At 69.2% G+C, this 12,531-nt stretch carries 11 protein-coding genes; 3 read left to right on the top strand and 8 right to left on the bottom strand.

The genetic code is table 11. The features are described from left to right. Positions 1-87: 87 nt before the first annotated feature. The 3 genes from VGN58_RS00370 to VGN58_RS00360 all read right to left on the bottom strand — a co-directional run bounded on the left by VGN58_RS00370 (position 88) and on the right by VGN58_RS00360 (position 4,629). On the bottom strand, positions 88-1,206 hold the full coding sequence (locus tag VGN58_RS00370) for an HDOD domain-containing protein (RefSeq protein WP_327480520.1): 1,119 nt from the start codon (positions 1,204-1,206) through the stop codon (positions 88-90). Positions 1,207-1,381: 175 nt separating this feature from the next. Further along, positions 1,382-2,212 (bottom strand): ribonuclease H-like domain-containing protein, encoded by an 831-nt coding sequence (locus VGN58_RS00365; RefSeq protein WP_414710715.1) that lies wholly within the window; start codon positions 2,210-2,212, stop codon positions 1,382-1,384. Continuing rightward, the gene (locus tag VGN58_RS00360; RefSeq protein ID WP_327480518.1) at positions 2,209-4,629 is read right to left on the bottom strand and encodes a DEAD/DEAH box helicase; all 2,421 of its coding nucleotides are present in this window, start codon (positions 4,627-4,629) and stop codon (positions 2,209-2,211) included. Before VGN58_RS00360 ends, VGN58_RS00365 begins: the two co-directional genes overlap by 4 nt. Positions 4,630-4,807: 178 nt before the next feature. On the opposite strand from VGN58_RS00360, the gene VGN58_RS00355 reads away from it, so the two are divergent. The 3 genes from VGN58_RS00355 to VGN58_RS00345 all read left to right on the top strand — a co-directional run bounded on the left by VGN58_RS00355 (position 4,808) and on the right by VGN58_RS00345 (position 6,264). After that, a complete protein-coding gene (locus VGN58_RS00355) occupies positions 4,808-5,161 on the top strand; it encodes a hypothetical protein (protein WP_327480516.1) in 354 nt (117 codons plus the stop codon). A gap of 226 nt (positions 5,162-5,387) precedes the next feature. Further along, entirely contained in the window at positions 5,388-5,798 is a 411-nt protein-coding gene (locus tag VGN58_RS00350) for a hypothetical protein (RefSeq protein WP_327480513.1), read from the top strand. Positions 5,799-5,949: 151 nt separating this feature from the next. Next, positions 5,950-6,264, top strand: coding sequence for a hypothetical protein (locus VGN58_RS00345; RefSeq protein ID WP_327480511.1), 315 nt, complete (start codon positions 5,950-5,952; stop codon positions 6,262-6,264). A 39-nt stretch (positions 6,265-6,303) separates the two neighbouring features. On the opposite strand, the gene VGN58_RS00340 is transcribed toward VGN58_RS00345, so the two are convergent. The 5 genes from VGN58_RS00340 to mtnA form a co-directional block, all read right to left on the bottom strand. Next, positions 6,304-7,809 (bottom strand): hybrid sensor histidine kinase/response regulator, encoded by a 1,506-nt coding sequence (locus VGN58_RS00340; RefSeq protein ID WP_327480509.1) that lies wholly within the window; start codon positions 7,807-7,809, stop codon positions 6,304-6,306. Positions 7,810-7,812: 3 nt separating this feature from the next. Continuing rightward, entirely contained in the window at positions 7,813-8,253 is a 441-nt protein-coding gene (locus tag VGN58_RS00335) for a response regulator (protein ID WP_327480507.1), read from the bottom strand. Next, on the bottom strand, positions 8,250-10,052 hold the full coding sequence (locus VGN58_RS00330; protein ID WP_327480505.1) for a sensor histidine kinase: 1,803 nt from the start codon (positions 10,050-10,052) through the stop codon (positions 8,250-8,252). The genes VGN58_RS00335 and VGN58_RS00330 overlap by 4 nt, the downstream gene beginning before the upstream one ends. An 89-nt stretch (positions 10,053-10,141) precedes the next feature. Then, on the bottom strand, positions 10,142-11,206 hold the full coding sequence (locus tag VGN58_RS00325; RefSeq protein ID WP_327480503.1) for a GGDEF domain-containing protein: 1,065 nt from the start codon (positions 11,204-11,206) through the stop codon (positions 10,142-10,144). Positions 11,207-11,426: 220 nt separating this feature from the next. Continuing rightward, a complete protein-coding gene (gene mtnA / locus VGN58_RS00320; protein ID WP_327480501.1) occupies positions 11,427-12,485 on the bottom strand; it encodes an S-methyl-5-thioribose-1-phosphate isomerase in 1,059 nt (352 codons plus the stop codon). Positions 12,486-12,531: the final 46 nt, after the last annotated feature.

Below are 12,531 nucleotides of genomic sequence, written 5' to 3'. Positions count from 1 at the left end.
ACTCCCCTCGCGGACCGCTCCCTGCAGACGGGCATGAAGCATCGCAGACGCCGCGTCGCGCGGCGCGCACCTGGAATCGGAGACGCGTCAGGCGGCTTCTTCGGCCCGCTCGACCATGGTCTCGGCCATCTGCCGCCAGTTGGGCAACTGGTCCAGCACGCCCAGCGACTTCAGATACCCCTCGTCCACCGGCTCGTTGCTGGCCAGCGCGCCGGCCACGTGCACCGCACCGGGCACCCAGAAGCTGCGCAGGCTGGAACGCTGCGGCTGGCGGTGGAACGCCACCGCTTCGACGATCGGCATGGGAAGACCCCACAGGCCCAGCAGGTAGGCCCCGGCCTCGGTATGGCCGGGGCGGTCGTCACCGTCGGCCACCGGGGTGTCGCGCTCGTCGCGCACGCCCGGCAGCAGCAGGCCGATATCGGCCAGCAGTGCCGCCGTGGCGCCGAGTTCGGAACTGGTGCGCGGCAGGATCTTCGCCGCCAGCCGCGAGGCCAGCAGCGCACGCTGCTGCAGCGCGCCGCGGTCGACGTTGGAGGCGGTCTTCATCGAGAACACCTCGCTGGCCAGCACGAGGTCGCGCAGCGTGCCCAGGCCCAGGCGCGTGACTGCGGCGCGCAGGTCGGTGATCGAGCGGCCGCTGGAGAAGTACGCCGAATTGCACAACTGCAGCACCTTGGCGGCGATGGCGGGATCGCCGGCCACCAGCCTGGCGATGTCGTTGGCCGTGCCCTCGTCTTCTTCCAGCGCGCGGGTCAGCGCAAAGTACAGGTGCGGCGGCGACGGCAGGTGTTCCACCCGACCGATCGCGCGGCGCAGGCGCGGGCTGTCCAGCAGGTCGCGCAGTTCTTCCAGGCTGTGGATGGCTTCCAGCACCGTCTCCGACGACAGCGGCAGCGGCAGGAAGCGGTGCGCCACGCCGATCAGCTTGATCGGCGCCGACAGGCTGTCGGCACTGCCTTCCAGCAAGGCGATGCGGATGGTCTCGGCGCGCAGGGTGCGGATCTGCCCCAGCAGCGTGGCCGGCGGCAGGTCGGGCAAGGCCGGCCCCACCATCACCACGTCGACCGGACCGTTGGCCACCGCGAACATCGCCGACTTCCCGTCGGCCACCGCTTCGACGGTCCACTCGTCCCCCATGTCGCCGATGTAATCGGCCAGGTCCTCAGGCAGGCAAGCGGTATCGCCAACGTACAGAATGCGCAAGGCACGTCCCCTTCAAATGGTGCAAGTTCGATGCATGCCTCCCGCAGGCGGAGGCACGGCTCATGTGGAATCTAGCAAGGGTGTCGGCCGCCGCCGCGCATTCTTGAATCGCGATGCGGGGAATGCGCAACGCTTCACACTCCGCTGTCGGTGGATTACCGACAGCATCCGTTCCTCACTCCGCGGGCGGTGCCGACAGGTGCAGCAGCAGGTGCGCCAGCGTCACCACGTCCTGGAAGTTGTGCTGCAGCACGCGCCGCAGCAGGCCTGCATCGCCACCGCGAAGGTACTGCAGCCATGCACCGGGCGCTTCCGACCCAGGCAGATCGTCCTCACGCACGATGCCCAGCGCGTTGCGCTCGATCGTGCCCAGCCGGCAGTTCTCCCACACGCCGCGATAGCGCCGCCGCGTGGGGAACAGCAGGTCCAGGTGTTCGATGCCGGCCAGCGGCGTGCCCTGCCGCGCCAGCCGGTAGCGCGTGGCCAGCAGCGGGGCGTCGTAGCAACGTCCGTTGTAGCTGACCAGCCGCGTGTCTTCCGCCAGCCAGCCGGCGAACGCACGCAGCATCGCGGGCTCGGCCGACAGGTGGGTGATCAGCAGCTGGCGCACGCGCAGTCCTCCCGGCACGAAGTCCGACGCGCCGACCATGAAGGCACGTGTGCCGGTGCCGCCGGACAGGCCGGTGGTCTCGGTGTCGAAGAACAGCATGCCCTGCGTCGGCAATGCACCGGTCCGCGCGAAGGCACCGTCGATGTGCGGTGCGACGTCGTCGAAGGGCAACACCTGTTCGAGGCGCAGCAGACCCGGTGCGATCTCCTCGCCCGGCAGCGCACGGTCGCAGGCGCGTGCGACCGCCGCAGGCCGTGCACGCTCACGGATACCGAGCATGCGCCGCAGTGCAGGCAGGGGATCGTGCGCCGGCGGCGAAGCGGCGGACGGCGACGGAGCGCTGTCGTGCCCCGCCTGCCTGCGCAGCCGCTGCAGCTTCTCCAGGCTGACGCTCATGCGGCATCCAGCAGGTGCAGCACGCGCGCCGCCAGCGCACGCGGCGTGGTGTCGGCGTCCTCGTCGTTCGCCAGTACGGGACCGACGCAGGCGGGACAGCCTGCCTTGCAGTCGCATGCGGACACCAGCTGCACCGCCCGCTGCACCAGTTCGCGCTGGCGCCGCCACAGCGGTTCGCTCAGGCCGATGCCGCCGGGATAGTTGTCGTAGAGATAGGCGGTGGGAATGAAGCGCTCGCCCGACACCGGCGACAGCACCTGGCTCTCGGTGCCGCGCAGTTGCCCACGCCCCTGCGTGTCGGGCAATGCGAACCAGGCGCCGTCGCCATCGCCGACGGCCTTCTGCAGGTCGCGGCCTTCGGCCATCACCGCGACGGTGGCGGCGATGTGCAACGCGTATGCCGCGCCGAGAAAGCCATCCAGCGCCTCCTGCCGCGACTCGAACGCCGATTCCAGCAGCGCCGGCGGCAGCTGCCACCACAGGCTGGTCGTGTGCATCTCCTGGTCGGGCAGGTTCACAGGGCCATAGCCGATGTTCTCGTGCGTGTAGTAACGGATCTTCTTGTAGCCGGCCACGCGCCGCACCACGTGCACTTCGCCGTGGTGGCAGGTGCCCCGCCCCGCGATGCAGCCGTCGAAACGCTCCAGCACCTTCAGCTTGGTGTAGTCGATCGCATCGGTGTAGTAGTCCACGTGCGTGCGGGTGACGTAGGCCTTGCGGCCTTCCCAGTCCAGTCGTTCCACCTGGTACGGGGTGGACTGGATCATGTGGATGGCGCCTTCGTACAGCGTCAGCGGCGCGGCGCTGAAATCGACTTCGGCGATGATCACCTGGCGTCCGTCGGTGCGGTCGACCACGACGAAGTTGCCGTCCGCCACCGAGCGCAGGCTCACCGCATTGGCCGGATAGCTGTCGGCGATCCACTCGTAGCGGTCGCCTTCGCGGTGGACCACGCTGTCCTCGTCCAGCAGTTGCAGGAACGGCGACGGATCGACCGGGCCGAACGGCTCGCCGGCCAGGAACGGCAGCTCGAACGCGGCGCAGCGCACGTGGTCGAGCAGGATCATCGGCTGGTCGGGTGCGATGCGCGCGTGTTCCGGCGGACTGTCGGCGAAGAACTCCGGATGCCGCACCACGTACTGGTCCAGCGGCTGCGAACTGGCCACCAGGATGCCCAGCGACGCCTGCTGCCGTCGCCCCGCGCGTCCGAAGCGCTGCCACGTCGCCGCGATGGAGCCCGGATAGCCGTTCAGCACCACCGCATCCAGGCTGCCGATGTCCACGCCCAGCTCCAGCGCCGAGGTGGACACGATGCCGTCCACGCGCCCGTCGCGCATCGCACGCTCGGCCTCGCGCCGCTCGGTGGGCAGGTAGCCGCCGCGGTAGGCGCGGATGCGTGCCGGCAGTCGCGGATCACTGTCGAACACGTCCTTCAGGTACTTGGTCAGCACCTCGACCATGGTGCGCGACTGGGCGAACACCAGGGTCTTCAAGCCCGCCTTGATCGCCAGCCGCGCGATGCGGTTGCTCTGCGAGCGGGCCGACGCCCGCAGGCCCAGGTCGGGATTGACCACCGGCGGATTCCACAGCAGCACGTGCTTCTCGCCGCTCGGCGCGCCTGATTCGGTGATCGCGTGCACCGGCAGCTCCAGCAGCGCTTCGGCATGCGCCTGCGGATTGCCGATGGTGGCCGAGCAGACGATGAACTGCGGGGTGGCGCCGTAGAACGCGCAGACGCGCCTGAGCCGGCGCAGCACGTTGGCCACATGGCTGCCGAACACGCCGCGATACGTATGCACTTCGTCGATCACCACGTAGCGCAGGTTCTCGAAGAACTGCGCCCACTTGGTGTGGTGCGGCAGGATGGCCTGGTGCAGCATGTCCGGGTTGCTGACCACGATGTCGCCATGCAGGCGGATCGCCTGCCGCGCATCGCCGGGCGTGTCGCCGTCGAAGGTGAAGGCCTTCAGGCCCAGGTCGCCGGCCTTGCTCAGGTCCAGCAGTTCCGCCACCTGGTCCTGCGCCAGCGCCTTGGTCGGGAACAGGTACAGCGCCTTGCCCCGCTTGGACAGCGCCGAGGCCACCACCGGCAGCGTGTAGCACAGCGATTTGCCGGAGGCGGTGGGCGTGACGATGGCCAGATGATCGCCCGCCTGCGCCTGCCGCCAGGCTTCGGCCTGGTGCGAATACAGCCGCTCGATGCCGCGCGTGCGCAACGCATCGGCCAGCGCTGCCGGCAGGTCGTCGGGCAATGCCTCGTAGCGGCCCTCGCGCGCGGGGATGACGAACTGGCCGGTGACCCGGTCGCGGTACTTGCCCGCCAAGCGTTCGGCCAGCGCACTGCCATCGGCGGTGGTCGCGGACAGCAGGGAGGCCTCGTCGGCATGGCGACGGATCAGGGCGGTCTGGGCAGGCATGGCGGTCTCGGATCGGCAGCGGCCGCCATCTCACGCCGCCGGCGTCTCACCCGTTGAGACTGACCGCCGGCTGATCGTCGCCTGGCGCCTCAGCTTCGTGATCGCGCAACGAAGGGATTTCTCACCCCTGGCTAACGCGCAGCGCGATACCTAGGCAACGATCGTCAGGAGATGCCCGATGGACCGACAACGCTACCGCGACCAGTTCGACACACTCCGGCAGGCGCCCCCCAGCCGCGCCGCCATGGCCGACGATGCCTTCGTCGCCTTCACCGCCCACGACTACGGCCGCCGCCGGCGACTGCACCCCGACGTGGCCTGGGAAGAAGCATGCCGCGCCTACGCGTTCGCGGCCGCGTCGCATGCCCGGCACGAGGGACATCTCGATCTGGACACCGAGCTGGTACTGGAAGACGACTGGGATCGCGTGCGCGGCGATGCCGGGCCGGCATGGCCTGTCGCCCGTACGCTGCTGCGTGAAGCCTGGCGCTGGCTCGACGAGCACGGGGACTCGGTCACACGCAGGCATTGACGCCGCCGCGTCGGCGCCACGTCACGACGAACGGCTGTCCGCCCGGCGGACGGGCCACCGTGTCCTTGGTGGCAGGGGCGATACAACAACAAGCGCCGGCAAGGTCGGGGACCGCGTAACCGCAGCAGCGATGGACGCTTCGCTGCGTGGGCCGTCATCAGGTTGGCGGATCGCATGTCGTTCCGCGGCTCCACCCCCAGCAGGCCTTGTGCCATGGAGGCATCCCATGCCGTGCTCGCCCGACCCGTTCGCCCCTGCCTGGAAGGACGACGCCATGCCGTGCGCTGTCGTCGACATCCAGTCGGAACTCCGTTTCTGGGCGGAGACCTATGCCCGCCAGCCCTTCCATCGCCCCGGCACGCCGTTCCGCCACTTCGTCCCTACGTTGAAGTTCGCCTACGACGCCTATCTGCTGTCCCGTCGGCGCTCGCTGCAGGAACTGCGGCCCGCGCTGCCGTCACGCTACGACGCGGCGCTGCCGCACGGCGTGCGTCTGGAGTGGTCCCTCGCGTCGAACGTCATCGCCTGCGTCTGGGAGCGGCTGAACGCACCGCTGGAAGACGATCCCCCGCTGTTTGCGGCACCCGCCGTAATGGACGAGCGCAGGTTGCTGGAGCAGGCGATGCAGCACCGCTGACCGGCCGCTTTCACGCTCCGCCTGCAAAGGTGAACCGAATGACGCCGATACGGTTAAACGCCGGTTAAAACCGCTTTTATTTCACTTAAGCATCACTGCAGCGACCAAAAAATCATCCCCGTCACCACCACATCGACACAGGGGATTCACCATGGCCAGCCTGCACACCACCACCGCGCAGATCGTCGACATCGACGCCGAACTCGCCTACTGGAAGACGCGCCTGAACGAAGACACGTTCCAGGTCGTCGGTGCCACCGTGGGCGACCTGGAGCAGTGCCTGAAGATCGGCTACGACGCCTACCTGCTGCACCACCGCAAGGAGTTCGACGAGATCGCGCCGTCGCTGCGCGACCGGCTGCAGCGGCACTGCCCGGACACGCCGATCGGCTGGTACCGCGCGCAGCCCATCATGCGCGCAGTGTGGCAGCGGCTGAAGCCGACCTCCACCGTCGGCCACGCCTGATCGGCGATCGGCCGGCGCGCGCCGGCGCCCGGACGAGCGTCAGGCGCGCAAGCCCAGGGCGTGTTCGATCGCCGCGAACAGCGACTGCACCTGCACCGGCTTCACCAGCGTCGCCGCGCAATCGCGATCATCGGCCTGCACGCCCGGTTCCTTGAGCCGGATCACCGGCCCATCGAAGCCCTCTTCGTTCAGCACCGCCAGCACGTCCGCCGCGGACAGCAGCAGGATGTCGTCGTCGATGATCGCCACCGCCGGCAATCCGTCGCGGGCGATCTGCTGCAGGGCGTTGGCACCGTCCGGCGCCATCATCGGATCGTAGCCCTGCGCCGCCAGGGCATTGCCCAGCAGCGACAGGCGGGTGGCGTCGCCATCCACCACCAGGATCCGGCGTCCGCCACCGTCGAGGAACGCCGCGTCCTCCGCGCCTGTCCACTCTTCCGCGGGCGCCGGCAGATGCAGCTCGAAGGACGTGCCCTCGCCCAGCACGCTGCTCACCTCGATGCGTCCGCGCGCCGCTTCGACGATGCGCTTGCAGGACATCAGGCCCAAGCCGGTTCCGCTGGCCTTGGTGGTGAAGAACGGGGTGAACAGCTGCTGCCGGGTGGCATCGTCCATGCCGGTGCCTTCGTCGGCCACGCGCAGCACCACGTAATGCTGCCCGTCCGGCGCAACCGTGGGCCTGGCCGACAGGGTCAGCCGCCCGCCGCGCTCGGCCATCGCCTGGATGCCGTTGAGGCACAGATTGATCAGGCACTGCTGGAATTCGGTGTAGTTGCCTTCGATCAGCAGGTCCTCCGCCGGCGGCTCCACCGTTAGCTGGATCTGCCGCGACAGGCTGCCCTGCAGCAGCAGCTGCACCGCGCTGAACAACGCGGCGACGCTGATCGTCTCGCTGGCCTTGCGCGAGCCGCGCACGAACGACAGCATGGAATCGGCCATCTCGTGGCCGCGCTTGCCGCTCTCGGAGATCACCGCGCCCAGGCGCAGGATCTTGGGATCGTCGCTGTAGGTCGACAGCAGGTCGGGCACGATCAGCAACGGCTGCAGGATGTTGCGCAGGTCGTGGCTCAGGCCTGCCGCCAGCATGGCCAGGCAGTCCAGGCGCTGGGACCGCATCAGTTCGCGCTCGGCCTGCTCGCGCTCGCGCTCGGTACGGGCCTCGCGGATCGCGCGCGCCACCGCCGCCGGCAGGCGCGCAGGCGAGTGCTTCAGCACGTAGTCGCTGGCGCCGTGCTGCAGCGCCTTGACCGCCGCGTCCTCGCCGATCGTGCCGGAGAAGAACACGAACGGCAGCCGTGGATCGTGCGAGCGCAGGATCTCCAGCGCCTGGTAGCCGGAGAAGCCCGGCAGTTCCATGTCCGACAGCACCAGGTCGAACGGATCACCGGCCAGGGCGGCGCGCATGTCGTCCGCGCTGTCCACGCGCAGGAATTCGGCGTCCAGGCCCGCCTCCAGCAACTGTTCGACCAGCAGCTCGGCGTCGAGCTCGGAATCCTCGACAAGCAGGAGGCGGACGCGCCCCAACGGTGATCCGGAATGCGGCACGACTCAGTCCAGGGTTGGCGTTTCGTTGATGACGGCCCAGAAGGTGCCGAGCGTCTTGACCGCCTGGAAGAACTGGTCGATGTCCACCGGCTTGACCACGTAGGCGTTCACGCCCAGGTCCCAGCTGCGCGCCAGGTCGCTCTCCTCGCGCGAGGACGACAGGATGACCACCGGCAGTGCCTTCAGCTTCTCGTCGCTGCGGATCTGCTTGAGCACTTCCAGCCCGTCCATGCGCGGCATCTTGATGTCGAGCAGCAGCACCGACGGCATGCCTTCCTCGCGGCCGGCATGGGCGCCGCGGCGCAGCAGGTAATCCATCGCTTCCACGCCGTCCTCGACATGCACGATGGGATTGGCGAGGTTCGCTTCGCGCAGCGCGTCGATCGCCATTTCGGCGTCGGCCAGGCTGTCTTCTGCCAGCAGGATGGTGCGGATGTCGCTCATGCGTCTTTCTCTCGGGAAGGCGGAGCGTCGAGCGCTGCCGGAAGGGTGAAGAAGAAGGTGGCGCCCTGGTCGGGGGCGGCCTCGGCCCAGATGCGGCCGCCGTGCCGGCCCAGCACGCGGCGCACGCTGGCCAGGCCGATGCCGGTGCCGGCGAACTCGCTGGCCTTGTGCAGGCGCTGGAACACGCCGAACAGCTTGTCCGCGTACGCCATGTCGAAGCCGGCGCCGTTGTCGCGCACGGTGAAAAGATGGGTGCCATCGTCCTGCGTGCGGTGTTCGACTTCGATGACCGCGCGCTCGCGCTGGCTGCTGTACTTCAGCGCGTTGCCCAGCAGGTTGCCCCACACCTGGCGCATCATGTTCTCGTCGGCCAGCACGATGGGCATGGGCGCGATGCGCCACTCGACGCGGCCGGAGCGGCCCTCGTTGGCCTCGTTCGCATCCAGCATGGCGCGCGCCTCGGCGACCATCGACTGCATGTCCACCGCCTGCAGCCGCAATGCGCTGCGGCCCAGGCGCGAGTAGACCAGCAGGTCGTCGATCAGCTGGGACATGCGGCGGGCCGAATTGCCGATCACCTCCAGGTAATGGCGGCTCTTGTCGTCGATGCCCTCGCCCAGGTGCCGGCCCAGCTTGTCGGAGAAGCCCGCCACGTGGCGCAGCGGCGCCCGCAGGTCGTGCGAGACCGAATAGCTGAAGGCCTCCAGCTCGCGATTCACTTCCGACACCTGTTCCACCTTGCCTTCCAGCTGGCGGTTCAGCGCGGCGATCTCCAGCTGGGCCGTCTTCTGCAGCGAGATGTCGCTGACCGTCATCAGGACCGCATGGTCGTCGGTGTCCGGCAGCGGCATGCGGCGTGCGTTGATCAGTACGGTGCGCTGCAGGCCGTCGGCGGTTTCCTGCTGCAACTCGTAATCCCACAACTCACGGCCGCGCGCCAGCACGTCGGTCAGGCGCTGGCGCATCACCTTGTCCTTCCAGGCGTCGCCCAGCTCGTCCAGGCTGCTGGGCTTGCCGCCGCGGGGAATACCGTACAACTCGCCGAAGGCGGAATTGTGCATCTGGATATGCTGTTCGCCATCGAGCAGCACGATCGGTTCGCGCACCGTATCCAGCACCACCAGCGCGCGCTGGCTGGCCTGTGCGGTCTGCTTCTCGGCGGCCAGCCGGCGTCCCACCTGCCGACCGAGCGCCATCAACACCAGCGAGAGCAGCAGCAGCTGCGCCCCCAGGGCGATCATCCGGATCCATTCCATGCGACGGCGCTGCTCGCTCGCATCCTGGCTGCGCTCCTTCAGCAGGGCGCGTTCGTCGGCCAGGATCTCGTTCAGCAATGCGCGGATCGGGAATCGTGTGGCCAGCGGGGCCACCACCGTGCCCTTGTAGGCTTCCGGCGCGGCCAGCAGCTGGTCCACCACCTCGATCCTGGCTTCGATCAGTTCGCGCAGGCGACCCAGGCGGATCAGCTGCACGGGATTATCGGAGGTCAGACGCGCCAGTTCGTCGAAGCGGGCCGGCAGCGACAGCCGGCCGTCGGCCAGGCGCTCGCGTGCCAGTGGATGGTCGGCACCGAGCGCGATCAGCATGGCCGCGCTTTCCATCTCGCGGACATCCAGCGCCAGGCCGAGCACCGCCGTTTCCACCTCATGGGTGTGGATGACCACATCGGCGGCTTCCTGGCCGGCGCGCGAGAGGCGCTGCAGCAGCAGCACCGGCACCACCACGATCAACACGATCACCAGGCCCAGCAGGGGCAGGCGCGATTTTTCCCACAGCGTGCGGGTGCGTTCTTCGTTCATGTTCCCCTGGCGTCGGCTGGACGCGACAGGGACCGACCAGCCTGCGCGAACGTTCCAAAGATGCTAGCGCAGGGTGGTCACATTTGGAATCACAATTGCTGTCGGAAAATGCCCGCTTCATGAACGCGATCGCGGCCTTCGCGCTTGGCCTCGTACAGCGCTTGGTCCGCCCGCCGCATCTGGTCGCCAAGAGACTCCCCCGGCAAGTGCCCGGCGATGCCGGCCGACAGGGTGGCCACCACCCCGTCCTGCGCTTGGCCGAACTCCCGTCGCAGGCGTTCGGCGAAAGCCTGCGCCGCCAGCGCGTCGTCGCCGTCAAGCAGCACCGCGAACTCCTCGCCGCCGATCCGCGCCGCGCAGCCGTCGGCACCGACGCGCGCACGCATGAGGTCCCCCAGCCGCTGCAGCACCGCATCGCCGCCGTCGTGGCCGTGGTAGTCGTTGATGCGCTTGAAGTAGTCGATGTCCAGCACCACCACCGCCACGGCGCGGCCGGCCGCCGTGGCCTGCGCATGCGCGGCGGTCGCACGTTCGCTCCAGCCACTGCGGTTGAGCAGGCCCGTCAACGCATCGGTATGCGCCTGCTGCACCAGCCGGCGCCGCATGCGCCATGCCGACACCGCGAAATCGGTGCGGTACCCCGCCAGCACCAGGCCGAACCCGATGGTGGTGAGCGTGTACAGCCAGTACAACGCGCTGCCGGTGCCCGGCGCGCCGTACAGCACGATGCGCAACTGGGCCATCACCACGATCAGCAACGCCAGCGCCAGCAGCGACATCGGGCGCACCGTGAGCGCCATCAGCGCCAACGGCAGCAACTGGAACAACCCCGTCCGCAGCGCCAGCTGGCCGGTGATGCCCGGCAGCGGCATGCTCATGAAGACGCCGGTCAACAGGGTGCCGGCCAACACCAGCACCAGCCGGTGCTGCCAGTGCGCCGAGCGCGCGACACCGACGGCGCAGGCGGCCACGACCACGGCGGCCAGCAGTTGCAGCCAGACCGGATACCCGATCGTCGGCGTCACTCCGGCCAGATCGAACACCGCGATGACCGCCAGCAGCACCGCCCCGCACAACAGCACGCCGCTGACGATGGGACGGGTGGCGCGCAGCTGGGCCTGGGCCAGATCCTCGCGTTCGGCGGCGTCCAGCATCCGCGTTGAATCCCGCGACAGCAGTGCACGCACGCTCCGGAGCGCGCCCGACAGGACCAGGGATGCGCGGCTGCGATCGACTTGTGGACTCGAGGCCGCATTACTACCGTGCGGGCGACGGCGACGCGTCACGCGGCCCCCGCCATCGCGTTCCGGACGCGCACGCACGGGCGACACGCCATGCCGGCCGAGACCACCGCTGGCCTGCCGGCGGCGGCGCTCATCCGCCGAACGCGGCCCGCATGCGTCCTCCATCCGGCTGTTCGATAACGCCCGTCTCGGTGACGATGGCGTCGATCAGTGCGGCCGGAGTGACATCGAACACCGGGTTCCACGCCGCCACGCCCTCGGCGACGATGCGGGTGCCGCCGATGCCGAGCAGTTCGGCGGGGTCGCGCTCTTCGATATGGATCGCATCGCCGTTCGGCGTGGCCATGTCCACCGTGGACGACGGTGCCACCACCATGAACTTCGCGCCGTGATGGCGCGCCGCGATCGCCAGCTGGTACGTGCCGATCTTGTTGGCGGTATCGCCGTTGGCGCAGATGCGGTCCGCCCCCACCACCACCCACTGCACCGCGCCGGTCTTCATCAGGTGCGAGGCGGCCGAGTCGGCGATCAGGGTAGCGGGAATGCCGTCCTGCTGCAGTTCCCACGCGGTCAGGCGCGCGCCCTGTTGCCAGGGCCGCGTCTCGCCGGCATACACCTTGCCGATGCGGCCCTGCGCCACCCCGGCACGGATCACGCCCAGGGCCGTACCGAAGCCGGCGGTGGCCAGCGAGCCGGTGTTGCAGTGGGTCAGCACGCCGCTGCCCTGCCCGATCAACGCCGCGCCCAGCTCACCCATGTGGCGGTTGGCGGCCAGATCCTCTTCGGCGATCGCCAGCGCTTCCAGTTCAAGCACGCCGCGCCAGTCGCTGCCGGCGGTGCGCAGTGCGGCGCGCATCCGCGCCAGCGCCCAGGCCAGGTTCACCGCCGTCGGCCGCGCGTCGTTGAGACGCTGCAGGGCGGGTTCGAGCTTCTCCAGCGCCTCCGCCGGCGTGGCCGCCATCACCTCGCGCGAGCCCAGCACCACGCCCCAGGCGGCGGCGATGCCGATGGCCGGGGCGCCGCGCACGGCCAGGTCATGGATGGCGGCGGCCACCTCGTCGCTGGTGGTGCAGGCCAGGTACTCCACCACGAACGGCAGCTTGCGCTGGTCCAGCAGTTCCAGCGCGGCTCCGGTCCAGCGGATGGGACGGATGCGGTCGTAGCGGGCGTAGTCGATGGCGTCGTTCATGCCACCATTGTAACGGCCCGCCGTGAGCGGGCCGTTCCCCCAAAGG

It is taken from the genome of Pseudoxanthomonas sp. (assembly GCF_035999195.1).
Classification (GTDB): Bacteria; Pseudomonadota; Gammaproteobacteria; order Xanthomonadales; family Xanthomonadaceae; genus Pseudoxanthomonas_A.
Note: the sequence above shows the minus strand (reverse complement) of the source record. Positions and strands in the feature narration are given on the sequence as shown.

Coding starts and splice junctions, on each gene's coding strand:
- VGN58_RS00365 (WP_414710715.1), bottom strand. CDS start 2,212: ATGAGCGTCAGCCTGGAGAAGCTGCAGCGGCTGCGCAGGCAGGCGGGG.
- VGN58_RS00345 (WP_327480511.1), top strand. CDS start 5,950: ATGGCCAGCCTGCACACCACCACCGCGCAGATCGTCGACATCGACGCC.
- VGN58_RS00355 (WP_327480516.1), top strand. CDS start 4,808: ATGGACCGACAACGCTACCGCGACCAGTTCGACACACTCCGGCAGGCG.
- VGN58_RS00360 (WP_327480518.1), bottom strand. CDS start 4,629: ATGCCTGCCCAGACCGCCCTGATCCGTCGCCATGCCGACGAGGCCTCC.
- VGN58_RS00350 (WP_327480513.1), top strand. CDS start 5,388: ATGCCGTGCTCGCCCGACCCGTTCGCCCCTGCCTGGAAGGACGACGCC.
- mtnA (WP_327480501.1), bottom strand. CDS start 12,485: ATGAACGACGCCATCGACTACGCCCGCTACGACCGCATCCGTCCCATC.
- VGN58_RS00325 (WP_327480503.1), bottom strand. CDS start 11,206: ATGCTGGACGCCGCCGAACGCGAGGATCTGGCCCAGGCCCAGCTGCGC.
- VGN58_RS00335 (WP_327480507.1), bottom strand. CDS start 8,253: ATGAGCGACATCCGCACCATCCTGCTGGCAGAAGACAGCCTGGCCGAC.
- VGN58_RS00330 (WP_327480505.1), bottom strand. CDS start 10,052: ATGAACGAAGAACGCACCCGCACGCTGTGGGAAAAATCGCGCCTGCCC.